Raw genomic sequence first — 24,434 nt, forward strand, 5'->3', positions numbered from 1 at the left:
TTTTTTGCGGCGCGAGCCCCTGCTGCACCGCGAAACGACTTGCGCCGCAACATTCAAAAATGAGACTGCCAGTCAAACCGAACGAGACACCGATGCGTGCACCGCATTCGACTTCGGCTAGCTTCCCTCTAAAGCCGCGGCCTTCGAGAGCCACGGGCGTCGCGCAGGTCGGCGCGGCAACAGAACGACGACACAGGGGAGGAGCAAATGTCGAAATGCAGCATGGGACTGCTCGCGTTGAGCAGCCTGTTTCTTTCAGGCGCAGCAATCGCCCAGGAAAAGATCAAGGTGGGCGTGACCGCAACACTCGAAGGCACTTATACCGTGCTTGGCGAGGATGGAATGCGCGGCCATCAGACGGCACTCAATGTGCTGGGCAAGAAGATCGGCGATAAGGAACTCGAATTCATCGTCGCCTCGACCGACGCAACGCCGGACTCAGCCGTGCGCGCTGTGCGCAAGCTGATCGAGCAGGACAAGGTCCAGATCCTGCTGTCGCCGCTCTCTGGCGACGAGGGCATCGCGGTGAAGAACTTTGCAAAGACCCATCCCGAGCTGACCTTCATCAATGCGGCCTCCGGCGCGCAGGAAACGACCTATGTCGACCCTGCCCCGAACTTCTTCCGCTACAATATGGACGGTGCCCAGTGGCAGGTCGGCCTCGGCAAATACGCCTATGAGGACAAGAAGTACCGCAAGATCGCAACCGTCGGCGAAGACTATTCCTTCATCTACACCCAGGTGTTCGGACTGGTGCTCGAGTTCTGCGGAATGGGCGGGCAAGTCACCAACCGACAATGGGTGCCGCTGGGAACGAAGGACTTCGCCTCCGTCATCGCCGCCCTGCCCGACGACGTCGACGCCATCTATCTCGGGCTTGGCGGCGCGGATGCCGTCAACTTCCTCAACCAATATCAGCAGGCCGGCGGCAAGGCGCATCTGATGGGCGGTTCCATCATGATCGACCAGACCATCCTGTCGTCAAAAGGGAATGCGAAGAACGCCCTCATCGGCACCATTGCGGCGAGCGGCCAGGCCGACACCTGGGACGATCCGGGCTGGCAGAAGTTCGTGAAGGCCTATCAGGACGCCTTCCCGCCCAACAAGCGCTTCCCGAGCCCCTCGCTGCTGGCGACCAACTATTATGATTCAACCATGGCGCTGATCCTCGCACTGCGCCAGGTCAATGGTGATCTCTCCAACAACCAGGCGAAATTCAAGGAAGCGCTGGCGAAGATCGAGCTCGATGCGCCGAACGGCAAGATCAAGCTCGACTCCAACCGCCAGGCCATCGGCACCAACTTCGTGACCGAGGTCGTCGACGACGGCAAGGGCGCGCTGTTCAGCAAGGTCGTGAAGGTGATTCCGAACGTGAACCAGACGCTCGGCTACGATCCGGCCGTCTTCTCCAAGATCGGACTGCCAAGCCGCACCGTTCCGGAATGTAAGAAGTACTGACGCATCACCTCGGCAGTACGTAGACGGGGAGCGACTTGCTGACGCGGTCGCTCTCCGCTCTTGCAATCTCGTCGGCGTTGTTGAACGCTGACCGAAAAGAGAACATTCGGGAGGGGAAGGCATGAGCCGTGCGCTCGCCGTCTTCCATGGCCGCTTCGGCCGGGCGACGGTTTACCAGTTGAACCGCCCTTTCAATATCCACGCCCATCGTGAAGGTCATCTGATCTTTCATGTCGGCGGCATGCCCGCATGCATTGATGTCTCCAACGGGCATTATGATCTCACCGAATCGTCCGTCGTCGCCGTCAATCCGTGGGAGCCACACAACTTCCTGCCGGCCGATCTCGATGGCGGCGCCATCTTTTTCGTGCTCTACGTCAACGCCGAATGGTTTGCGCCCGATGCCTCGGGCAGCGACCGGCTGCGCTTCGGCCGCACCCAATTCAGGCGCACTCCTGCACTCGACAAGCATATCAGGCGGACCGCCGCGCTCGTGTGCGGCGCACCATCGCTCTCCAGTCTCGATTCCGAGCTGAGGAGGCTGATCGACATCTGCTATGACGAAAGCTGGCAGCAGGCCGAGATCGCGCGCGATCCGCGCGCAAGCGGCTCCGTCACAGACTTTCGCGTGCGCAAATGCATCAAGATGATGTCGGAAAGCCCCGGTGCCGAGATCGAGCTCGACACCATCGCCCGCGAATCCGGCCTGTCGCGGCCCCACTTCTACCGATTGTTCCGCGTGCAGACCGGCCTCACGCCGAACCTCTATCTCAATACACTGATCATGGAACAGGCGCTCGAAGCGCTGGTCGCGAGCGAAACGCCGATCGCCGACATCGGCTTCGATCTCGGCTTCTCCTCGCAGAGCGGATTCACCCGCTTCTTTGCCGCCAATGTGGGGATGGCCCCGACCGATTATCGTCGCGCAGCCAAGGTTTTGCGCGCCTGACCGCGGGCCACGAAAAGATACTCACGATCAAACGCCGCCCTCGCCGCCCGGGTAGGATGTAGTCAACGCGATCCTGAGATGATCGCGACCGACGGGAGCGCACGTCCATGGCAAGGCCTGCAGCCGCTGCAAGGCTGTTCGACCTGCATTCAGTGAACCTTCGGCCTGTGGCCCGGAAAACCGGACGGCGCACATGAGCCGCTTTGTCGAACGCCATCCCGCCTGGGCATTGATCGCGATCATTGCCGTTGCCGTCATGCTCTGGCTGGTCTTCGCCATCTGGCCGCCGGGTCTCGAACAGGCCGTCGGCCGCAAGCGCGTCTTCCTCAACGCCGTCTTCAACGGCATCACGCTCGGGGGCCTCTACTTCCTCGTCGCCAGCGGCTTCACGCTGATCTTCGGCCTGATGCGCAACGTCAACCTCGCCCACGGCTCGCTCTATCTGTTCGGTGGCTATGTCGGCTATGCCATCAGCACCTCGACCGGGTCCTGGGTCCTCAGCTTCATCGCCGCCTTCATCCTGACCGCTCTCGTCGGCGTCCTGCTTCAGGTCATCGTGTTCCGCCGAATGGAGGGACAGGATCTCAGGCAGACCATGGTGACGATCGGACTTTCGATCGTGTTCGCCGACCTCATGCTGTGGGCCTGCGGCGGCGACTTCTACCAGATCCAGACCCCGAACTGGCTGATCGGGCCGGTGGAGCTGCCACTGATCACCGCGATCAAATCCTCCGGCGAGCCGGTCTATCTCAGATATCCCTCGGTGCGGCTCGTGATCTTCGCGGCGTCCGTGGTCATCGGCGTGGCGATGTGGCTCGCGCTCAACCGCACCCGGATCGGCATGATCATCCGCGCCGGCGTCGACGATCGCGATATCCTGGCTGCGACCGGCGTGCGCATCCAGCTCGTCTTCGTGCTGGTGTTCGCCTTCGGCGCGGGACTTGCCGGCATCGCCGGCGTCGTCGGCGGCACCTTCCAGTCATTGTCGCCGGGCGAAGACATCCGCTTCCTGCTCGCCTCGCTCGTGGTCGTGATCGTCGGCGGCATGGGTTCGATCCCCGGCGCCGCGCTCGGCGCGCTCATCATCGGCCTCGCCGAGCAGCTCGGCTCGGTCTACATCCCGACCTATGCCATCGTCGTGACCTTCCTGATCATGGTGCTGGTGCTGGCCATCCGGCCCCAAGGCCTATTGGCGGGGCGCTGAGATGTCGCTCGCTCACGATGCTCACGTTGCCGTTCGTCCCGCCGCCGTGGCGCAACGCCCGACGCGGACATGGCCGGAGGTCAACAATCCCGCCGCCTGGATCGTCGCGGTCGTTCTCCTGATCATGCCGCTGATCGCCAACGGATTCTTCCTGATCGAGATCTTCGCCTCCACCTTGATCCTCGGCACCATGGCGCTGAGCCTGATGTTCCTCGCCGGCTATGGCGGCATGGTCAGCCTGATGCAGCTCACCATCGCCGGCTTCTCGGCCTATATGGTCGCCGTGTTCGGCGTCAGCGGCAACGCCAATATCAGCCTGGGCTGGCCCTGGTGGCTCGCGGTGCCGATGGCGCTGGCGCTGGCGACCGCCTTCGGCACCCTCGGCGGCGCGCTCGCGGTGCGCACCGAAGGCATCTACACCATCATGATCACGCTCGCGATCGGCGCGGCCTTTTACTATTTCACCAATCAGAACTGGGCGATCTTCAACGGCCACACGGGCATCAACACCGTGGCGACGCCGCACTTCTGGGGCGTCAACTGGCGCGCAGACATTCCCTTCTACTATATCGTGCTCGCGGTCGCGGCGCTCTGCTATTTCGCGGTCGAGTATCTCTCGCGCGCGCCCTTCGGCCTTGCCCTTCAGGGCGTGCGCGACAATCCGCGGCGCATGGCCGCGCTCGGCTTCAACGTCAATGCCCACCGTGTCGCGGCCTATGCTTTCGCCTCCTTCGTGGCCGCGCTCGCCGGCGTCCTCCAGGTCTGGAACTATCGCCAGATCTCACCGGGCTCGGTCAGCGTCGGCGCCTGCATCGACGTACTGATCATCGCGGTCGTCGGCGGCATCACGCGCCCGATCGGCCCCTTCATCGGCGCGCTGATCTTCGTGCTGCTCCGCACCTTCGCGCTCGACTTCCTGGTCCGGCTTGGGCTCGACGGCAACCGCTTCCGCCTGCTGATCGGGCTCGGCTTCCTCGCCATCGTGTTCTGGTCGTCGGATGGCGTCATCGGCCTATGGCAGCGTTGGCGTCAGAGCCAGCGTCCACGAAGGGACCGCCCGGGCGGAGGAAGCGGCCATGGATAGCGTCGCTCAACGCCTTTCCGCCGTTGGCGCCGGTGCCGCTCTCGAGCTGCGCGGGGTGACACGGTTTTTCGGCGCCCTGGCGGCGCTGACCGACGTCACCATCACCGTGCGTCCGGGCGAGCGGCGCGCCGTGCTCGGCTCGAACGGCGCCGGCAAGACCACGCTATTCAACTGCATCACCGGCGATTTCCCGCCCTCCTCCGGCACCATCCGCTTCTTCGGCGAGGACGTCACGCACTTCCCACCCTATGAACGCATCCGCCGCGGGCTGCGCCGGACCTATCAGATCTCGGCGCTGTTCCCCGGCCTCACCGTCCAGGACAACGTCTATCTCGCCTGCCGCGGCGTCTCGCGCGGGCGCTTCTCGTTCCTGCGTCCGGGACAGAACGATGCCCTGATGCACGCGGCCGACAATCTCGTGCAGGCCGTGCATCTCTCCGCGGTGAAGGACCAGCGCGTGGCCGAGCTCGCGCACGGCCAGCAGCGTCAGCTCGAGATCGCGCTCGCGCTCGCCGGCGCCCCGCGCTTCGTCCTGTTCGATGAGCCTGCTGCTGGCCTGTCGCCGACCGAGCGGGCCGAGCTGATCGAAATCCTGACCTCGCTGCCGGCGCACATCGGCTACATCATCATCGAGCACGACATGGACGTCGCCTTGCGCGTCGTCGAGAGCGTCACGATGATGCACAACGGCCGCATCTTCAAGGAGGGCCTGCCGGAGGAGATCCAGTCGGATCCCCAAGTGCAGGAGCTCTATCTCGGAGGCGGCCATGAATGAGGCCCGCCGCAGCAGTGCCGCACTCGAGGTCCGCGGCCTCGACGTCTACTACGGCCACTCGCACGCGCTGCAAGGGGTCGACCTCACGCTGGAGAGCGGCGTGTTCTCCGTCGTCGGCCGCAACGGCATGGGCAAGACCACCCTGTGCAAGGCGATCATGGGGCTGGTGCCCGTGAGCGGTGGGTCGATCCGCGTGCGGGGCGAGGACGTCACACGGCGGCCACCGGCGCAGATCGCCCGGCTCGGCGTCGGCTATGTGCCGCAGGGCCGCCGCCTCTGGCGCTCGCTTAGCGTCGACGAGCATCTGCGGCTCGCCGGAGGCATGCGCGCCGGCGCCTGGACCGTCGAGCGCATCTACGACACCTTCCCGCGTCTGGCCGAGCGCAAGGATCATGGCGGCGGTCAGCTCTCCGGTGGCGAACAGCAGATGCTGGCGATCTCGCGCGCGCTGCTCACCAATCCTCATTTGCTGATCATGGACGAGCCGACCGAGGGCCTCGCGCCCGTCATCGTGACTCAAGTCGAGGAGATGCTGCTGCGCTTGGGCGAGGACGGCGACATGTCGGTGCTCGTGATCGAGCAGAACATCGGCGTTGCCACCGCGGTCTCGCGCAACGTCGCGATCATGGTCAATGGCCGCATCAACCGCATCATCGACTCCGCGCGCCTTGCCGCGGACCGCGAACTTCAGCAGCGCCTGCTCGGCGTCGGGCTTCACGCCGAGCTCGAGCCCGATGTCGACATCGCACCGTCCGGCCGTGAAGTAAAGCCGGCGCCTGCGCCACGCCGCGACGGGCCGCTCCGCATCTACATCTCCAACCCGACGCTTCCGACGCGATGGTCCCAACCCGTGCCGATCGCCCGCATCGAGGCCGCCGCCCGCACGGTCTCGACGCAGGTGACGCGGCTGGACGAGGCGGCGCGCCGCCAGCGCGAACCCTCAGCGGCCCAGGCCTCGGGCCCGCCTGTCGTGCTGGTCGTCGGCACGCTCGACACCAAGGGCCCCGAGCTGCGCTACATCCGCGACATCATCGCGGAAAGCGGACTGCGCACGCGGCTGGTCGATGTTTCGACCAGCGGCAAGCATTCGTCGTGCGACGTCTCCGCGCAGGAGATCGCTCTGAACCACGGCCGCGGCGGCTCCGCTGTGTTCGGCCCGGATCGCGGCGCCGCCGTGACGGCGATGGCCGATGCATTCGCCAGCTGGCTGCGGCGCCAGGGCAATGTCGCCGGCGTGATCTCGGCCGGCGGCTCGGGCGCGGCGTCGCTGGTGGCGCCGGCCATGCGCACCCTTCCCGTCGGCGTGCCCAAGCTGATCGTCTCCTCCGTCGCCTCCGGCGATGTCGGGCCCTATGTCGGACCAGCCGACATCACCATGATGCACTCGGTCACCGACGTGCAGGGGCTGAACTCGATTTCGCGGGCGGTGTTGGCCAACGGTGCCAATGCGCTTGCCGGCATGGTGAAGGCGCGGCTCGAGGCGCGCGCCGCAACGGCGCGCGAGCCCCGCGGCCTCCCCTCGGTCGGCATCACCATGTTCGGCGTCACCACACCGGCCGTTCAGAAAATCGCGGCGGAGCTGCGCGATGATTTCGAATGTCTCGTGTTCCACGCCACCGGCGTCGGTGGCCGTTCCATGGAGAAGCTCGTCGAGTCCGGTCAGCTCGCCGGCGTGATCGACCTCACCACGACCGAGATCTGCGACCTGCTGATGGGGGGCGTGTTTCCGGCGACGGAAGATCGTCTTGGCGCGATTATCCGCAGCCGCCTGCCCTATGTCGGCTCGGTTGGCGCCCTCGACATGGTCAATTTCGGTGCGCCGGACACCATTCCCGAACGCTACCGCGGCCGCAAGTTCCACGTCCACAATCCGCAAGTGACGCTGATGCGGACGACCGCCGAGGAGAACGAGCGCATGGGCCGCTGGATCGCCGAGCGGCTCAACCAGATGGACGGCCCGGTGCGCTTCTTCCTGCCGGAGGGCGGCGTCTCCGCGCTCGATGCGCGAGGCCAGCCGTTCTGGGACCCGGAAGCCGACGCAGCCCTGTTCCGTGCGCTGGAGCGCAACGTGCGGCAGACCGGCAACCGTCAGATCGTTCGCGTCCCCAAGAACATCAACGATCCCGACTTCGCCGCCGCCATCGTCGGCGCGTTCCGAACCCTGTTCGGCCGCGCCGGCGCGCGGCGGAGACTAGCGAGGTGACCGATGGCCAGATTTGAACGCGCAACCCTCCTGAAGAAGTTTCGCGACATGGCGAGGCGCGGCGTGCCGATCGTTGGTGGAGGTGCTGGCACCGGGCTGTCGGCCAAATGCGAGGAAGCCGGCGGTGTCGATCTCATCGTCATCTACAATTCCGGCCGCTATCGCATGGCTGGCCGGGGCTCGCTCGCCGGCCTGATGGCCTACGGGGACGCCAATGCCATCGTGCTGGAGATGGCCTGCGAAGTGCTCCCCGTGGTCGGCCAGACCCCGGTGCTTGCGGGCGTCAACGGCACCGACCCGTTTCGCGACATGGACGTCTTCCTCGACCAGTTGAAGGCGCTGGGTTTCGCAGGGGTCCAGAACTTTCCGACGGTCGGCCTGATCGACGGCACCTTCCGGGCCAATCTCGAAGAGACCGGCATGTCCTATGCGCTCGAGATCGACATGATCGCAAAGGCGCACGACAAGGACATGCTGACCACGCCCTACGTGTTCAGCGAGAAAGAGGCGACCGCCATGGCGATCGCGGGCGCCGACATCATCGTTTGTCACATGGGCCTGACGACCGGCGGCACGATCGGTGCGCACACCGCGCCAAAGCTCGGGGACTGCCCCGCGCGTATCGACACCTGGGCTTCGGCAGCGCTCAGCGTCAATCCGGACATCCTGGTGCTGGCGCATGGCGGTCCGATCGCGGATCCCGCCGACGCCGATTTCATCATGAAGAACACCCGCCATTGCCATGGCTTCTACGGCGCCTCCTCGATGGAGCGACTGCCGGTCGAGCGGGCGCTGACGGAGCAGGTGCGTCAGTTCAAGGCGATCGGCGCGCGGTAACGCCGGAAGGTTCGAGGGAGGGAAAGATGTCAGGGATGCTGGTCGGTGAATTGATCCTCTGGCTGATCGTCGCGATCATCGTGATCGTGGTTGGCGTCTATATCGTGAACTGGCTCTACCATCGCTCCTCCAAGGAGACCTCGTTCGTCCGGACGGGTTTCCTCGGCGAACGCGTGGTGATCAATGGCGGCGCCTTCGTGCTGCCATTCATCCACGATTTCACGCCGGTCAACATGAACGTGCTGCCGATGGGTGTCGTCCGCTCCAAACAGGATGCCGTCATCACCCGCGACCGCATGCGGGTCGACATCGAGGCCGACTTCTACGTCCGGGTGCAGCCGACCCGTGAAGCGGTCTCGATCGCCGCGGCGACGCTCGGCCGCCGCACCATGGCGCCGGAGCAACTTCATGCGCTGCTTGCCGGAAAATTCATCTCCGCGATCCGCTCGGTCGCCTCCGAGATGACCATGGAGGAGATGCACGAACGGCGCGGCGACTACGTCGCGCGCGTCAAGACCGAAGCGGCGGAAGCCCTCGCCCAGAACGGCCTCGAGCTGGAATCGGTCGCCATCACCGATCTTGACCAGACCGATCTCGAATTCTTCAACCCCTCGAACCGGTTCGACGCCGAAGGTCTGACCCAGCTGATGCAGGACATCGAGGCCAAGCGGAAGCTGCGCAACGACATCGAGCAGGACTCGATGATCAAGATCCGCGCCCGCAATCTGGAGGCCGAGCGGCAGGCGCTGGAGATCGAGCGCGAGAGCGAGACCGCGCGCCTGGAGCAGGAACGCGACATCGAGATGCGCCGCGCGCTCCAGCGCACGGAAGTCGCCCGCGAACGGGCACTCCGCGAGACCGAGGCCGAACAGGCGCAGATCTCCGCCCGCGAGGCCATCGAGCGTGCCCGCATCGCCAATGACCAGGCGATCGCCGAGGCCCGCATCGCTTCCGAGCGCGAGACCCGCCAGAGGGAAATCGAACGGACCCGCACCATCGAGGAGAAGGAGCTGCTGGCGCGCGAGGAGATCGAGAAGACCAGGATCGCCAACCAGCGCTCGATCGACACCACCCGCATTGCCTCCGAGCGCGAGGTGCGCCAACGCGAGATCGAGCGGATGCGCACGGTCGAGGAAGCCGAGATTGCGGCCCGCGAAGCCATCGAGAAGGCGCGGATTCAGCAGGACCGCGTCGTCACCGATGCGCGGATCGCCAACGAGGAGGAAACGAGGCGGCGCGAGATCGAGCGCACCCGCGCCGTCGAGGAAGCCGAGATCGCCGCGCGCGAGGCGACCGAAAAGGCCCGTATTGCCCAGACGACGACCGTCAATGTGGAGCGCATCTCCTCCGACGAGCGTACCCGCGCGCTGGAGATCCAGCAGGTCCGAACCATCCAGGAAGCCGAGATCGAGGCCCAGCGTGCCGTCGAGGCTGCCCGCATCGCGCGCGAGCGGACACTGGCGGCCGAGCGGATCGCCGCCGAGCAGAAGACGCGGCAACTGGAAATCGAGCGAAATCAGGCCCTCGACGTCGCCGGCATCGCCGCCCGAGAGACCACCGAGGCCTCGCGCATCGCCCAGGAGGAGCGCGTGCGCTCGCTGGAGATCGCCCGCAACCGCGCCGTCGAGGAAGCGGACATCGCCTCGCGCGAGGCGATCGAGGCGGCGCGCATCGCCCAAGAAAAGGCGGTCGCGGCCGAGCGGATCCAGGCCGAGCGCGAAACCCGCGCGCTGGAGATCGAACGGACCGGCGTATTGGAGGCGGCCGAGCTGAAGCGTCGCGACGCGATCGAACGCCAGCGTATCACGGTCGATCTGGCGCTCGAGGCCGAGCGCATCAATTCCTCCAAGCAGCGCGAGGTGCTGAACATCGAGCAGAAGAAGGCGATCGAGATCGCCGACGAGGAGCGCGTCATCGCCCTCTCGACCAAGCGCTCGGAACGGATCGATGCCGACCGCCAGGTAAAGCAGGCCGAGATCGTCGCCCGCAAGGAGGTCGAGACCACCGATGTCTCCCGCGAGCAAGCGCTGGAGGCGGCGCGCATCGAGCGGCGGCGCGCCATCGAGCAGCTCGAGGTCGCCCGCGTCCAGTCGCTGCAGGAAGCCGAAATCGGCGCGCGCGAGGAGGTCGAGCGTGCCCGCATCGCCTCCGACCGCGGTCTCGACGAAGCCCGCATCGGCCGCGAGCGCGAGCTGCGCAAGCTCGAGGTCAATCGCGAGAAGGAGGTCGAGACCGTCCTGATGGAGAAGGCGATTGCGATCCATCTGAAGTCCCTGGAGGAATCCGCGGCCAAGGCGTCGGCCGAGGAAGCGCGCATGCGCGCGACGGAAGCTACCGAGCGCGTCGTCACGGCGCGGGAGAGCGAGATCGCCAAGCGGCGCAAGACCGTCGAGATCCTGCTCGCCGAGAAGCAGGCCGAAGAGACGCGCATCGCGGCCGAAGCCGAGCGCGTGCGCGCGGCGGTCGAGGCCGAGGCGCAGCGGATGCTCAACGAGGCCGAGAACGTGCTCACCGACCAGGCGCGATACTCGCTGTTCCGGCGCAAGCTGCTCGACCGCATCGAGGGCATTGTCCGCGAGAGCGTCAAGCCGATGGAGAAGATCGAGGGCATCCGCATCCTCCAGGTCGACGGGCTCAACGGCAACGGTCACGGAAATGGCAATGGCGGCCGCAGCGCCACCGACGAGGTGATCGACTCCGCCCTCCGCTACCGGGTTCAGGCACCGCTGATCGACTCCATCCTGTCGGACATCGGCGTCGAGGGCGGCAGTCTCTCGAAAATGCCGGGCCTGATCCGCGAGGCCCGTGACATGCAGGGCATCAAGGAGGCCGCGCGCAAGGGTGGCGGCGGCGACAAGCCTGCTGCCCCGCCCGCTGCCGAAGGCGAGCCATCGGCGGAGCGCGGTCCAAGGAAGAAGAGCTGAGGTCGCGCCATGGCCCGCGTCTACGTCTCCACTGTCGTCAACGCCCGCAACGACCGCGTCTGGGCACGGGTGCGCGATTTCAACGGCTTGCCGAACTGGCACCCGGCCATCGCCGAAAGCCGGATCGAGGGTGGCGAGCCTTCCGACAAGATCGGCTGCGTCCGGGATTTCCGCCTGCGCAACGGCGATCGCATCCGCGAGAAGCTTTTGGGACTCTCGGACTACGACATGTTCTGCACCTATTCGATCCTGGAATCCCCGATGGGCGTCGAGAACTACGTCGCGACGCTGAGGCTGACGCCCGTCACCGACGGCGACCAGACCTTCATGGAATGGACCGCGGAATTCGACTGCGCGCCGGAACGCGAGACGGAGCTCGTCAGCAACATCGGCGGCGGCGTGTTTCAGGGTGGCTTCGACGCCCTGAAGCGCGTGTTCGGAGGTTAGCCGTGCCCCACGTCGTCAAGAGCACGATCCTGAACGCGCCGACAGAGGCGGTGTGGAGCGTGCTGCGCGATTTCAACGGGCACGATCGCTGGCATCCTGCGGTCGCGACCTCCACCATCGAACGCGCGCAGTCGGCCGACAAGATCGGCTGTGTCAGGCGGTTCAGGCTCAAAGACGGCTCGGAGCTGCGCGAACAGTTGCTGGCGCTGTCCGACCTCGAACAGACCTTCAGCTATTGTCTGCTCGATACGCCGATCCCGATGTTCAACTACGTCGCCCATGTCCGCCTGCTGCCGGTCACCGATGGTGACCGCACCTTCTGGCATTGGGAATCGCGCTTCACCACGAAGCCCGATGACAGGGACCGCATCACCCACATGGTGGCGGAAGACATCTACCAGGCGGGATTCGAGGCGATCCGCCGCCATCTGAAGGAGGCCGCCTAGCCATGGCTGTGACAGTAAAGACCTTTGCCAGCGCCAGCGAAGCGGCCGGGGCAATATCCTCGGATCGCAACGCGCGTTATCTCGGCGGCGGTACGCTGGTGATGCGGGCGCTGAACGAGGGCGACGTCTCGATCTCGACGGTCGTTCGCGCCAGCGATCCCGCGCTCACCCGAATCGATGCGTCCGGCCCGCGTATCATGCTGGGGGCCGCCGTCACCTTCGCGCGCATTCTCGCCGAACGCGACCTCGCTTTTCTGCACGCGCCCGCCCGCTCGATCGGAGGTCCTGCCGTGCGCAACATGGGCACGGTCGGCGGCAATCTCTTCGCGCCCAACCCTTACGGCGATTTCACCGTCGCGCTGCTGGCACTCGACGCCACCGTCACGGTGCAAGGCGGATTCGGCACCCGCGACATCCCGATTGAAGAGTTCTTGCAGGCGCGCGACCGGCAGGCCGGGACACTGGTGCTATCGGTCTCCTGCACCCGGCCGGGGAGCACGGACGCCTTTCGTTATCGCAAGATCGCCCGCATCAAGCCCAAGGGCGGCTCGGTCATCACCCTTGCCGCGCATCTGCCGATCAGCGGCGGCCGGATTGCCGGCGCCCGGATCGCGCTGGGATCGATGGCCCCGACGCAGATCCGCGCTCGCGCCGCCGAACGCGCGCTCGAGGGTCGTTCGCTGGATGCCGCGACCATCGCGGCTGCCGCATCGGCAGCGAACGAAGGAACATCGCCATCCGACGACGCGCTCGGCAGCGCCTGGTATCGCCGCGAGATCGTCGGCGTGCATCTGCGCCGTTTGCTGTCGGGACAGGAATAGATCGCCATGTCCAAGATACCCCTGCAATTTCGTCACAACGGCCGCGACGTCGCAATCTTCGTCGATGGCGGCACCAATCTCCTGGTGGCGCTGCGCGAATTGATAGGCGACATGACCCCGAAATTCGGCTGCGGCCAGGGCGGCTGCGGCACTTGCAGCGTGCTGATCGACGGTGAACTTCACCTCTCCTGCCTGACACTCGCCGAGACGGTCTCGAGTCGCTCGGTCGAGACGCTCGATGGCATGAAACAGGGCCCAAACCTGCATCCGCTCCAGCGCGCCTTCGCGGACAATTTTGCCGCTCAGTGCGGCTATTGCACACCGGGCATGCTGATGGCGGCAAAAGCCCTGCTCGACCGCAACCCTTCGCCGAGCCGCGACGAGGTCGTCGAGGCAATCTCCGGCAACATCTGCCGCTGCACCGGCTACGAGCCGATCATCAACGCCATCCTCGCCGCCGCCGGCGGCCGGGTCAGCGCCTAGAGGGACGCGACCATGCTGGAACTGCGCAAAGACATCTTCGCCGACGAGCGCGACGACAACCTGAACGAAATCGGCAAGGGCACCCAGCGCCAGGACATGCTCGGCCATGTCACGGGCACGTCCAGCTATTTTGGCGACCACAAGCTGCAAGGCATGCTGCATCTGAAGGTCGTGCGTTCGACTCATGCGCATGCGAGACTGCGTCGCATCGACACCACGGAAGCGGAGCGCTCGGCGGGCGTACGGCGCATCATCCGCGGCGCCGACGTGCCACGCAATCTCAACACGCTGCTCAGCCTCATCAACTTCGGCAGGGACGACGAGCCGTCGCTTGCGGTCGACAAGGTGCGCTACAAGGGCGAGCCGATCCTTGCCGTCGTCGCCGACAGCGAGCGCGAGGCGTTCGAGGCCATCGCAAAGGTCCGGATCGACTACGAGCCGCTGCCGACCGTGTTCGACGTCGAGGATGCGCTCAAGCCGGGCGCGCCGGTGGTCAACGAGACCTATCCGAAGAACGCATTCATCTATCACGATGTCTACGACCACCAGCGTTTGCGCTTCGGCGATGCCGATGCCGCGCTCGCGAGCGCCGATCACGTGCTCGAGCAGCGCTACCAGATGTCGCCGATCGAGCACGCACCGACCGAGACCAACGGCGCGATCGCCGCGCCCGACACCAACGGCCGCTACGTGGTTTACACCTCGACGCAGGCGCTGTTCTTCTCGGTCGACACCTGCGCCAAGATTTTGGACGTGCCCTCCAACACCTTCCACTTCATCGGCGGCACGGTGGGCGGCGGGTTTGGCGGCAAGGTGGATACGCTGACCGAACCGCTCGCGATCCTCGGCGCCATGCTGACCGGACGCCCCGTCCGCTACGTGTTCGGCCGTGAGGAGGAGATGCAATACGGCCCGCCGCGCGGCGCCGAGCGCATCTACATCAAGGACGGCGTCATGCGGGACGGCCGCATCGTCGCGCGCAAGATCCGCGCCTATTTCGACAGCGGCGCCTATACGCGGTTGTCGAGCTACGCTGCGGTCAAGTGCGCCGCCCACCTGCCGGGCCCCTACACCATCCCGAACGTCCATGGCGACGTCTATTGCGTCTTCACCAACCGCACGCCGGCCACCGCCATGCGCGGCTTCGGCGTCACCGCGATGGACTTTGCGATCGAATGCCAGATGGACAAGCTGGCAAACCTCGTCGGCATGGACCCGATGGAGTTCCGCATCCTCAACGCCTACCGCGACGGCGACATGAAGGCGCACCGGCGCGAGGCCAAGAACACGGCGCTGATCGAATGCGTGCAGGTCGCCGCGGAAAAGGCCAAATGGCCGATCCGCGACGAGTTCAGGCGCGCGTCCTCCCGCAAGGATGGCGGCGGCAGCCGCGCCGTGATCCCGCCAACGCCGGCGGATGCGCGTGCGAGGGCGACGGCTCCAGCACAGCAGCGCACCAGCTACGATCGGCTCCCGCCCACCGTCAGCCGCGAACCGCCGCGCGAGCCGCCACCGCCGGCTCCGCCACCGACCTCTCCGCGGCCGGCCACGCCATCGCATGGCGCGACCCGTTTCTCCTCCGTATTCGGGACCAGGAGGCGCTAGATGACCCGGCATCGCGGACGCGGGATGGCGTCGATCAACTATCCCATCGGCATGAACCTCGGCGGCGATCCGAGCCAGGCGCTGGTGCATTCCAATCCGAGCGGCAAGTTCACGGTGGCTTTGTCGTCGATCGACCTTGGTCAGGGCATGAAATCGGTGACGCGGCAGATCTGCGCCGAGACGCTCGGCGTGCCCGTCGAGGACGTCTATGTCGACACGGCGGATTCCGACACCGGCCCGCATTGCATGGGCTCGTTCGCCTCGCGCGGCACCCATCGTGTCGGCAATGCCGTCATGGCCGCCGCTCGCGAGGCGCGGGGCGTGATGATGGAAGCGGCGGCCGAGGAGCTCGAGGTCAACGCCGCCGATCTCGAAACCGACGGCCGCGGCAACATCCATGTCAAGGGCGCGTCGCATCGCTCGATCTCGACGAAGGATGTCGCAATCGCGGCGCAGTTCAAGCAGGGCAAGACCATCTCCGGCCGCGGTATCTTCCTCGTGCCGCTGTCCGACGTCGACCCCGAAACCGGCGAGATGTCGCCGGCGACCTGCTACGCCCATGCCTGCCTCGTTGCCGAGGTCGAGGTCGACGACGAGACCGGCGAGGTCGCGATGGTCCGCATGGATTCCGCCTACGAACTCGGCCGCGCGCTCAACCCCCGCCTGGTCGAGCAGCAGCTCGTCGGCGGCGCCTGGATGGGCGTCAGTCACGCGCTCTACGAGACGCCCGAACCCTACTACCCGGATCCAGCTCACGGGCCTCGCGACTTCGTCGAATATCTGATGCCCGGCCCCGGTGACATCTGCCCGCACGACATCGCGGTGCTGGAACGTCCCGCTCCCGATGGCCCGTTCGGAGCCAAGGGACCCGGCGAGATGTGCGCCAACCCGGTGCTGCCGGCGGTCGCCAATGCGATCTTCAACGCCGTCGGCGTGCGCATCGACGATCTGCCGATCACGCCCGAGAAGGTGCTGCGCGCGATCAAGGCGCAAGGCGGCGCACGGCCGCAGGCGCGGCGCTAGGGGATCGGCCGTGGCGGTTCGCAGCAACATCGTCGGCATTGACAGCCCGGAGGCGCTGGAGAAGGCGCTGCGCGCGGCCTATTACCTCGCCGACGAGGGACTGGCGACGGCGGCCTATCTCGGCCTTGCCCTCGGCAAGCCGCTGCTGCTGGAAGGCGCCCCCGGTGTCGGCAAGACCGAAGCAGCAAAGGCGATCGCCGCCGTGCTCGGCCGCCGCCTCATCCGCCTGCAATGCTACGAGGGCATCGACTCCTCCGCTGCGCTCTATGAATGGAACTACCCGCGCCAGATGCTGGCCATCCGCCAGGCCGGCGACGAGAGCATCGACATCTATGGCGAGGCATTCCTGATCGAACGACCGATGCTGGCGGTGCTCCGCGCGCCCGATTCCACCGTGCTCCTGATCGACGAAATCGACCGTGCCGACCAGGAGTTCGAAGCCTTCCTGCTCGAGTTCCTGTCCGATTTCCAGATCTCCATCCCCGAGCGCGGCACGGTCCGCGCGGCCGAGCGGCCGGTGGTCGTGCTAACATCGAACCGGACACGCGATTTGCACGAAGCCCTGCGCCGCCGCTGTGTCTATCACTGGATCGACTATCCCGACGCCGAGCGGGAGGCACGGATCATCATGATGCGCGCATCCAGCGTCGCCGAAACCACGGCGCGCGCCGTCGTCGCGGCCGTGGAGAAATTGCGGCGCGAACCGCTGAGCAAGGCGCCCGGCATCGCCGAAGCTGTCGACTGGGCCGAGGCCGCGACGCTCCTCAACAGGGGCGGCGCGCGCTGGCCGGACGCCTTCAAACGCTCAATCGGCGTAGCGCTGAAGGACGAGGAGGATCTGCACTTCATCGCGCCCCGGCTCGATGCCATGCTCGCGGAGACGACCGCATGAGCACCGAGTTGCAGCTTCCGCGCGCCGCCCGTATCTTCGTTTCCTTCGCCGCGCTGCTGCGCGTCAACGGCTTTGCCGTTGCCCCGGAGCAAACCACCACCTTCCTCACGGCAATCGCACTGCTCGGCCCGCGCGACCTCGGCGACATCAGGCAATCTGCGCTCGCCACCCTCGCCCCGCCGCCCGAGCGCCGCGCCACCTTCGACCGGCTGTTTGATCACCATTTCCGCGGCAGCGAGGCGATCGAGCATGCCGAAGACGGCGAGGACGACGAGACCGTGCGTCTCCAGGAGGAAGGTCGCGGCGACGAGGAGCCCCTGCTCTCCGACGATGCCAATGAGTCCGGCCTTACCGCGACGCGCACCGAGGCGCTGGTCGAGCGGCGCTTCGCCCAACTCTCCACGATCGATGCGCTCCGGCGCCTGGCACGAGAAGCTCCCCGCCGCCTGCCGCGGCGGCGCGGGCACCGCCGCATGCGGGCGCGCCGCGGCCCCTTCGCCGATCTCCGCCGCACCTTGCGCGACAGCGTCCGCAGCGATGGCGAGATCCTGCGTCTCGGCCATATGAAGCGGCGTCAGCGCCCGAGAAAAATCCTGCTGCTGATCGACGTTTCCGGCTCGATGAAGAGCCGCACCGAGGAGAACATGAAGCTCGCCCACGCGCTGGTGCAGGCCGCGCCGAACGTCGAAGTCTTCACCTTCGGCACGCGGCTGACCCGTGTCACCCGCGCGCTGCGGCTGAAACGCCGCGAACAGGCGCTGAATGCGGCAGCGCATCTCGTCAGCGACTGGGACGGCGGCACCCGCATCGGCGACGCGCTGCAGGCCTTTCTCGCGGTCCCGCGGTTCGGCGGCTACGCCCGCGGCGCTGCCGTGGTCATCTTGTCGGACGGACTCGAGCGCGGCGAGCCGGACGCCCTTCGCGACGCCGTCGCGAAACTGTCGATGCGGGCCTGGCGCCTGAGCTGGCTGACGCCCCTCGCGACAGGCCCCGGCTTCCGTCCGCAGACCGAAGCGCTGGTCGCGATCGAACGCTTCGTCGACGATCTCGTGGACGGCGGATCGAGCGCCACGATCGTCGCTCATGTACTGGCACTGGGAAGGAGAGCGGCGTGAACCATATTGTCGACGGCCATCATCACATCTGGCGGCAAGCCGACCTGCCCTGGCTGACCGGCCCCATGCAGCCGCGCATCTTCGGCCCCTACGAGCCGATCCGGCGCGATTATCCGATCCAGGAATATCTCGACGACCTCGAGGGCACCGGCGTCACCCGTTCCGTCTACGTCCAGACCAACTGGGCCAATGACCGTTTCGAGGACGAGGCTGCCTGGGTGCAGCAGACGGCTGATGAGCACGGCTGGCCGCACGCCATCGTCGCCTACGCCAACTTCGCCGTGGACGACGTGCGCCCGCAGCTCGACCGCCTCAAACGCTATCCGCTGCTGCGCGGGGTGCGCATGCAGCTGCATTGGCACGAGAACCCGCTCTACCGCTTTGCGGCCCGCTCGGATCTCTGCGCCGACCCCTTGATCCGCCGCAACGTCGCGCGTCTCGCCGACTATGGCTGGAGCTTCGATCTGCAGGTGTTCACGCCACAGATGCCGGAGGCCGCGGAGTTGGCCGACGCTTGTCCAAAGGTGACCTTCATCCTTCAGCATGCCGGCATGCTGGAGGACCTCTCACCGTCTGGCCGCAGCTCCTGGCGCGCCGGCATGGCGCGGCTTGCGGCCTGTCCTAACGTGGTCTCGAAGCTCTCAGGTCTCGGCACCTTCATCCATCGCAACGATCCCGCGCACATCGCCGCCGTGCTCACCGACACGGTCGCGATCTTCGGCGCCGAGCGCTGCCTGTTCGGCTCCAATTTCCCGATCGAGAAGTTGTGGACCAGCTATCGCGAGCTGGTTGGCGCGTTTCGCGCGGCCGCCGCGCGGCTGAGTCCCGCGCAACAGGACGCGATCTTCAGTGCCACCGCGGCGCGCGTGTATCGGCTTTGAAAGACAAAAAACAGGACAGGGAGGGCAAGGAATGGCGCTGGAGATCAAGATCCTGGACTACGGCGATATCGAGCTGGAATCGAGCTTCCTGGTGCTCGGCCGCGATTGCGGCCGTACCCGCCGTGTCCTCACCCTTGGCTTCCTGATCCTCGGCGGCCCCTATCCGGTCGTGGTCGACACCGGATATCGCTCCAACCAGATCATGGAGACGCTGGGCATGCGGGGACTTCAGTACCACGAGAACATGATCGAAAACCAGCTGGCGCGGCACGGCGTGCGCATGGGCGACGTCCGCTTCGTCTGCCACACGCATCTGCACATCGACCATGCCGGCAAGGACGACCTGTTCCCGATGAACACGACCGTCGTGCTCAACCGCAAGGAGCTCGAATATTCGGTGTCCGGCCTGATGCATCCGCAATATCCGGCACCCGACATCAAGCACCTGATCGACCGCCTGCATACCAAGAGCGCGCTGCGCTTCCTCGACCTCGAGATCACCGGCCCGATCGAGCTGATGCCCGGGGTCTATTGCGACGCCGCCAACGCTCACACCGAAGGATCGATGAACATCATCGTCCACACCGCCGATGGCATCGCCACCATCTGCGGCGACGTGATCTACGATTTCAATGATCAGATCGTGACGCCGTTCCACGAAATCCACGATTGGGAGCCGCGCACCACCGGCAACCATGGCACCAGCAAGCGTGCCGAGAAGGCGGCGATCAAGAAGCTGCTCAGCAATTCACGCTACCTGCTCCCCGTCCACGACCGGCCCGCCAAGATCGAAGGCGGCAATGTCGTGGGGCGCCTGCACGACCAAGTTCCTGGTCCGATCGTGCAGTCGCTCCCCCAGCGCAACTGGTTCCCGGCTTGATGTTGTCGAGGATCAACCGATGACGCATGTAACGTTGCGAAGCGAGTTCGACAACCTGATCGACCCCTATGCGCCGGTCGCACAGATCGGCACCGGATTCGATTTCACGGAGGGGCCGATCTGGCATCCGGTCGATCATTATCTGCTGTTTTCCGACATGCCGGGCGACGTGCGCCGGCGCTGGGATGCGCGGCGGGGCGTCGTCGAGGTCAAACGCCCGTCGAACAAATGCAACGGCATGACCTACGACGCCGAGCTCAACCTGATCGTTTGCGAGCACGCGACGTCGTCGCTGGTCCGCGAATGCCCGGACGGACGGCGCGAGGTGCTCGCTTCGCATTTCAGCGGTCAGGAGCTCAACAGCCCGAACGATGTCTGCGTCCATTCGTCCGGCGCGATCTATTTCTCCGATCCCTGGTATGGCCGCATGCCGGTCTACGGCGTCGAGCGACCGCGCCAGCTCGGCTTCCAGGGCGTCTATCGGGTCGTGCCCGGCAGCGAACCGAAGCTCGTGGTCGATCGAAACCTGTTCGATCAGCCCAATGGATTGTGCTTCTCGCCGGACGAGAAGCTGCTCTATGTCAACGACACCGTGCAAGCCCTGATCCGCGTATTCGACGTCAGCAGCGACGGTTCGCTCTCGAATGCACGGGTGTTTGCGAGTGGGATCAAGTCCGAGCTCGAACCCGGTCTGCCTGATGGCATGAAGTGCGACCAGCACGGCAATATCTGGGTCACCGCGCCCGGCGGCGTCTGGGTCTATTCGCCACGCGGCGAACTGCTCGGCAAGGTCCGCGTGCCGGAGCTGGTCGCCAACCTCACCTGGGGCGGGCCGGATTTCCGCACGCTTTATCTCACCTCGACGCATTCGGTGTACGCAATCCCGACCAGGGTCGGGCCCCGCCACGAGCCTTACATGAGCGGCAAGCGCGCAGGCGGCGGAGCAGGCCCGAGCTCATCGCCGGCCTCGCCTGTTCTGACCGAGGGCGAGATGCGGCTCGATCCGCAGCGCTGCGCCATGATCATCCAGGATCTCCAGAACGACGTCATCATGGACGGCGGCGCTTTCGCCGATTCAGGCGCGCCGGGTCATGCAAAGCAACAGCATGTCGTGGAGAATGTGCGCCGTCTGGCGGAAGCCGCACGCGGGCGCGGTGTCGCCATCATCCATGTCTGGTTCGTCGTGGAGCCCGGCGCCCCCGGCGTCACGCTGAATGCACCGCTGTTCGAGGGCCTCGTCGACAGCAAGGCGATGGTGCGCGGAAGCTGGGGCGTCGCGCCCGTTTCCGGCCTCGAGCCGCGGCCCGGCGATTTCGTGGTCGAGAAGATGCGCATGAGCGCCTGGGAAGGCACGCGGCTGGAGACGATTCTCAAGGCCACCGGCCGCGACATGATCATCAATACCGGCGCGTGGACCAACATGTCGGTCGAGCACACCGCGCGCACCGGTGCTGACAAGGGCTATTTCATGATCGTGCCCGAGGATTGCTGCTCGACGATGAATTCCGACTGGCACAATGCCTCGATCAATTTTGCCATGCAGAACGTCGCGGTCGTGACCAGGGCCGATGCCGTCATCAGAGCGCTGGGATGAGCTGTGGCGAAGCTGCTGCATCTGACCTGCTCGCCCCGCGCCGAGTCCGAGTCGAGTGACGGGGCGCGCATCTTTCTCGACAGATTTCGCCAGGCGCGCCCGGATTGGGACGTCGACGTCGTGGACATCTGGCGCGAGCGGATGCCGGAATTCACGGGCCCGATCGTCGAGGCCAAATATGCACGCATGAAGGCTCAGGCCTTCAACGACACCCAACGCGACAGCTTCGCCGAGGCCGAGCGAATGGCGCTGCGCTTTTCGCTTGCCGATCGGGTGCTGATCTCGACCCCGATGTGGAACTTCGGTATTCCCTACAAGCTCAAGCAGTGGTTCGACATCATCGTCCAGCCCGGGCTCACCTTTCACTTCGATCCGTCACACGGATATTTTCCGCTGCTGCAGGATCGACCGACGCTGGTGATCCTGGCCAGCGGCAGCGATTTTGCCACCGGCATGAACCGTGGCCGCACCGATATGGCAACGCCTTACCTGCGGGAGATCCTGCGCTTCATCGGAATCATCAATGTCCGTTTCGTTCTGATCGGTCCAACCACCGGACCTCAGCAGCCGATCGATGCCGCCCGTGAAAGGGCCCATCGGCGCCTCGCTGCAATGGCCACGACCTTCTAGAACTCAGCCTTGACGGCGCATCGAGCCGGATCAGATCAGGCTCGACTTGCCCCGGCTCAGCACATTGCCTGCCCCCTTGGCGCCGACGATCCGACCCTGATGATAGACTATTTGGCCGCGGGCGATCGTCGTCACCGGCCATCCCGTGACCTCGAAGCCTTCCCATGGCGTGTAGTCTGAGCCGTGATGCAGATCGGCCTGCCGGATGGGCTTCTTCAATTTGGGATCCCAGAGAACGATGTCGGCATCAAAGCCGACGCCGATCGAGCCCTTGCGCGGATAGAGGCCGTAGATGCGGGCGTGGTTGGTCGCGGTCAGCTCGACGAACTTTTGCAGGGTGACGCGTCCCTTCGAGACGCCCTCGGAGAACAGGATCGGCAGCCGCGTCTCCACCCCGGGGATGCCGTTCGGCACCCAGCGGAACGAGGTGCGCGCATTCGGCGTCAGCTTGCCCTTGGGATCGTCGTAACGGAACGGGCAATGATCGGACGAGAAGGTCTGGAACACGCCTGACGTGATACCCTCCCAGATCGCCTGCTGGCTCTCGACGTCGCGCGGCGGCGGCGAGCAGACGTACTTCGCACCTGATATGTCCATGTTCAGGCCCTTCATGTCGTCGGCCGTCAGCGTGATGTATTGCGGGCAGGTTTCCGCATGCACCGGCAAGCCGCGCTGCTGGGCCCAGCGCACCTGCTCCATCGCCTCTCGGCCCGAGACGTGCACGATCATGATGGGAACGCCGATCACCTCGGCATGGCTGATGGCACGATGCGTCGCCTCGCGCTCGACGGCCTGGGGCCGCGAGGTGCCGTGATAATAAGGCGCGATATGGCCTTCGCGTTCCAGCTTGCTGGTGAGGAAGCGGATGGCGTCGTAGCCCTCACAATGGACCATGACCAGCGCCTCCTCACGGCGCGCCACCTCGAACACCTCGAGCAGCTGCTTGTCGCTGAGCACGAGGTCGTCATAGGTCATGAACACCTTGAACGAGGTGTAGCCGTCCTTGACGAGAGCCGGCAGCTCCTGGCCGAGCACAACCGCGGTCGGATCGGAAATGATGAGATGGAACGCCGTGTCGATATAGCACTCGCCCTCGGCAAGCTTACGGTAGTTCTCGACGCAGGTCCGCAGGGAGGTGCCCTTCTCCTGGAGCGCGAAGGGCAGCACCATGGTGTTGCCGCCGGCAGCAGCCGCGCGCGTCGCCGAGGCAAAATCGTCGGCCATCACCACATCGGGGCCCGACGGCTGGGAGATGTGGACGTGGCTGTCGATGCCGCCCGGCAGCGCGAGCAATCCCGTCGCATCGATCTCGCGTGCCGCGCCCTCGATGCTGTCTGCAATGCTGACGATACGGCCGTCGCGAATGCCGATATCGGCGCGAAACTCGTCGCTGGCCGTCACGATGGTGCCGCCGCGAATGGCGAGATCGAGCTGCATCACTGAGGCCTCCGTCACTTGATGGCTGGCATTGTCTGGAAGATCCGGCCCCATTGCGCAAGGGTCGTGACGTCGCCGCCGGCGAGGCCGAGGGATCGCCAAAGCGTCACCGCAACCGAGTCGAGCACGGCGATGTCCAGCTCCCGCTCCAGCGTGGCCGCCAGCGTGGCGCCGTCGAGATTGGTGCAGAGGATGACGATCGCGTCGGCACCCTCCGTCGCCACGGCCCGGATCATCTCGGCGATGGTCGCAGGCGCGACCTCGCCGAAGGAAAAATTGTCGCGCAGGCCGAGATGCCGCTCGGCATGCGGCGCGACTCCCTCCCCGGCCCAGACCTCCGCGATGCGTTGCTGCACGTCATCGGTATAGGGCGAGACCAATCCGACATGTCTGGCGCCGAGCGCACGAGCGGCGTCGATGCAGGCCAGCGTCGACGTTGTCGCCGGGATACCCGTGCGCGCCGCGATCGCTTCGCACAGGCTTCTGTCGCGGCCGATCCCGAGCCAGCTCGCGGAGGTGCCATTCCAGGCGATGGCACCAACCTTGGCATCCGCCAGCAAATCCGCTGCCGGAAGCATCACGGACGCGTCGAACTGGTTCAGCGCGGCGGCGTCGAGCGCAATCTCCGTGACGCGGAAGCGCGAGAAATGCGCAGTGACGCCGGGAGCGCCCGCCAGCATGGCGCTGGTGACGGGCTCGAGCACCGAGTTGGAGGACGGCGTGATCATGCCGAGACGCTTGCGCAT

Annotated in this window: 22 protein-coding genes; 20 read left to right on the top strand and 2 right to left on the bottom strand. The window is 65.8% G+C overall.

Going from position 1 to position 24,434, the window contains the following annotated elements; all coding sequences use genetic code 11:
• The first annotated feature begins 207 nt into the window (after positions 1–207).
• The 20 genes from AC1RQP_RS18855 to AC1RQP_RS18950 all read left to right on the top strand — a co-directional run bounded on the left by AC1RQP_RS18855 (position 208) and on the right by AC1RQP_RS18950 (position 22,251).
• Entirely contained in the window at positions 208–1,458 is a 1,251-nt protein-coding gene (locus AC1RQP_RS18855) for an ABC transporter substrate-binding protein (protein ID WP_239622819.1), read from the top strand.
• A gap of 121 nt (positions 1,459–1,579) precedes the next feature.
• Positions 1,580–2,407, top strand: a complete 828-nt coding sequence (locus AC1RQP_RS18860) for an AraC family transcriptional regulator (RefSeq protein WP_239622818.1) — start codon at positions 1,580–1,582, stop codon at positions 2,405–2,407.
• 193 nt (positions 2,408–2,600) lie between these two features.
• On the top strand, positions 2,601–3,611 hold the full coding sequence (locus AC1RQP_RS18865) for a branched-chain amino acid ABC transporter permease (RefSeq protein ID WP_239622817.1): 1,011 nt from the start codon (positions 2,601–2,603) through the stop codon (positions 3,609–3,611).
• Position 3,612: 1 nt separating this feature from the next.
• The gene (locus AC1RQP_RS18870; protein WP_492938056.1) at positions 3,613–4,695 is read left to right on the top strand and encodes a branched-chain amino acid ABC transporter permease; all 1,083 of its coding nucleotides are present in this window, start codon (positions 3,613–3,615) and stop codon (positions 4,693–4,695) included.
• On the top strand, positions 4,688–5,470 hold the full coding sequence (locus AC1RQP_RS18875; protein WP_239622813.1) for an ABC transporter ATP-binding protein: 783 nt from the start codon (positions 4,688–4,690) through the stop codon (positions 5,468–5,470). Before AC1RQP_RS18870 ends, AC1RQP_RS18875 begins: the two co-directional genes overlap by 8 nt.
• A complete protein-coding gene (locus AC1RQP_RS18880) occupies positions 5,463–7,673 on the top strand; it encodes an ABC transporter permease (RefSeq protein ID WP_492938057.1) in 2,211 nt (736 codons plus the stop codon). Before AC1RQP_RS18875 ends, AC1RQP_RS18880 begins: the two co-directional genes overlap by 8 nt.
• 3 nt (positions 7,674–7,676) lie before the next feature.
• On the top strand, positions 7,677–8,510 hold the full coding sequence (locus AC1RQP_RS18885) for a phosphoenolpyruvate hydrolase family protein (protein WP_239622810.1): 834 nt from the start codon (positions 7,677–7,679) through the stop codon (positions 8,508–8,510).
• 26 nt (positions 8,511–8,536) lie between these two features.
• A complete protein-coding gene (locus AC1RQP_RS18890; protein WP_492938058.1) occupies positions 8,537–11,434 on the top strand; it encodes a flotillin family protein in 2,898 nt (965 codons plus the stop codon).
• 9 nt (positions 11,435–11,443) lie between these two features.
• Entirely contained in the window at positions 11,444–11,881 is a 438-nt protein-coding gene (locus tag AC1RQP_RS18895) for an SRPBCC family protein (RefSeq protein WP_018643039.1), read from the top strand.
• A 2-nt stretch (positions 11,882–11,883) separates the two neighbouring features.
• Positions 11,884–12,327 (top strand): SRPBCC family protein, encoded by a 444-nt coding sequence (locus tag AC1RQP_RS18900; RefSeq protein WP_492938059.1) that lies wholly within the window; start codon positions 11,884–11,886, stop codon positions 12,325–12,327.
• Positions 12,328–12,329: 2 nt separating this feature from the next.
• Positions 12,330–13,148, top strand: coding sequence for an FAD binding domain-containing protein (locus AC1RQP_RS18905; protein WP_492938060.1), 819 nt, complete (start codon positions 12,330–12,332; stop codon positions 13,146–13,148).
• Positions 13,149–13,154: 6 nt separating this feature from the next.
• Complete coding sequence (locus AC1RQP_RS18910; RefSeq protein ID WP_492938061.1) at positions 13,155–13,631, top strand: (2Fe-2S)-binding protein; 477 nt, start codon at positions 13,155–13,157, stop codon at positions 13,629–13,631.
• A gap of 12 nt (positions 13,632–13,643) precedes the next feature.
• Positions 13,644–15,236 (top strand): xanthine dehydrogenase family protein molybdopterin-binding subunit, encoded by a 1,593-nt coding sequence (locus AC1RQP_RS18915; RefSeq protein ID WP_492938062.1) that lies wholly within the window; start codon positions 13,644–13,646, stop codon positions 15,234–15,236.
• Positions 15,237–16,259: a xanthine dehydrogenase family protein molybdopterin-binding subunit gene (locus AC1RQP_RS18920; RefSeq protein ID WP_492938064.1), complete on the top strand. Its 1,023-nt coding sequence runs from the start codon at positions 15,237–15,239 to the stop codon at positions 16,257–16,259. It abuts the gene before it with no gap.
• A 10-nt stretch (positions 16,260–16,269) separates the two neighbouring features.
• Positions 16,270–17,151: an AAA family ATPase gene (locus tag AC1RQP_RS18925; protein WP_492938065.1), complete on the top strand. Its 882-nt coding sequence runs from the start codon at positions 16,270–16,272 to the stop codon at positions 17,149–17,151.
• Positions 17,148–18,266 carry a vWA domain-containing protein gene (locus AC1RQP_RS18930; RefSeq protein ID WP_492938066.1) on the top strand — a complete coding sequence of 373 codons (1,119 nt, stop codon included), beginning with the start codon at positions 17,148–17,150 and terminating at the stop codon, positions 18,264–18,266. The genes AC1RQP_RS18925 and AC1RQP_RS18930 overlap by 4 nt, the downstream gene beginning before the upstream one ends.
• Entirely contained in the window at positions 18,263–19,147 is an 885-nt protein-coding gene (locus AC1RQP_RS18935; RefSeq protein WP_492938067.1) for an amidohydrolase family protein, read from the top strand. The genes AC1RQP_RS18930 and AC1RQP_RS18935 overlap by 4 nt, the downstream gene beginning before the upstream one ends.
• A gap of 31 nt (positions 19,148–19,178) precedes the next feature.
• Complete coding sequence (locus AC1RQP_RS18940) at positions 19,179–20,027, top strand: MBL fold metallo-hydrolase (RefSeq protein WP_239622797.1); 849 nt, start codon at positions 19,179–19,181, stop codon at positions 20,025–20,027.
• Positions 20,028–20,046: 19 nt separating this feature from the next.
• Positions 20,047–21,621: an isochorismatase family protein gene (locus AC1RQP_RS18945; RefSeq protein WP_492938068.1), complete on the top strand. Its 1,575-nt coding sequence runs from the start codon at positions 20,047–20,049 to the stop codon at positions 21,619–21,621.
• 3 nt (positions 21,622–21,624) lie between these two features.
• A complete protein-coding gene (locus AC1RQP_RS18950; RefSeq protein WP_492938069.1) occupies positions 21,625–22,251 on the top strand; it encodes an FMN-dependent NADH-azoreductase in 627 nt (208 codons plus the stop codon).
• 30 nt (positions 22,252–22,281) lie between these two features.
• Here AC1RQP_RS18950 and hydA read toward each other — a convergent pair whose 3' ends face one another.
• A complete protein-coding gene (hydA, locus tag AC1RQP_RS18955) occupies positions 22,282–23,742 on the bottom strand; it encodes a dihydropyrimidinase (protein ID WP_492938070.1) in 1,461 nt (486 codons plus the stop codon).
• Positions 23,703–24,434: a maleate cis-trans isomerase family protein gene (locus tag AC1RQP_RS18960; protein WP_492938071.1), complete on the bottom strand. Its 732-nt coding sequence runs from the start codon at positions 24,432–24,434 to the stop codon at positions 23,703–23,705. Before AC1RQP_RS18960 ends, hydA begins: the two co-directional genes overlap by 40 nt.

The sequence above is a fragment of the Bradyrhizobium sp. GW821-FHT13H06 genome (assembly GCF_058803975.1).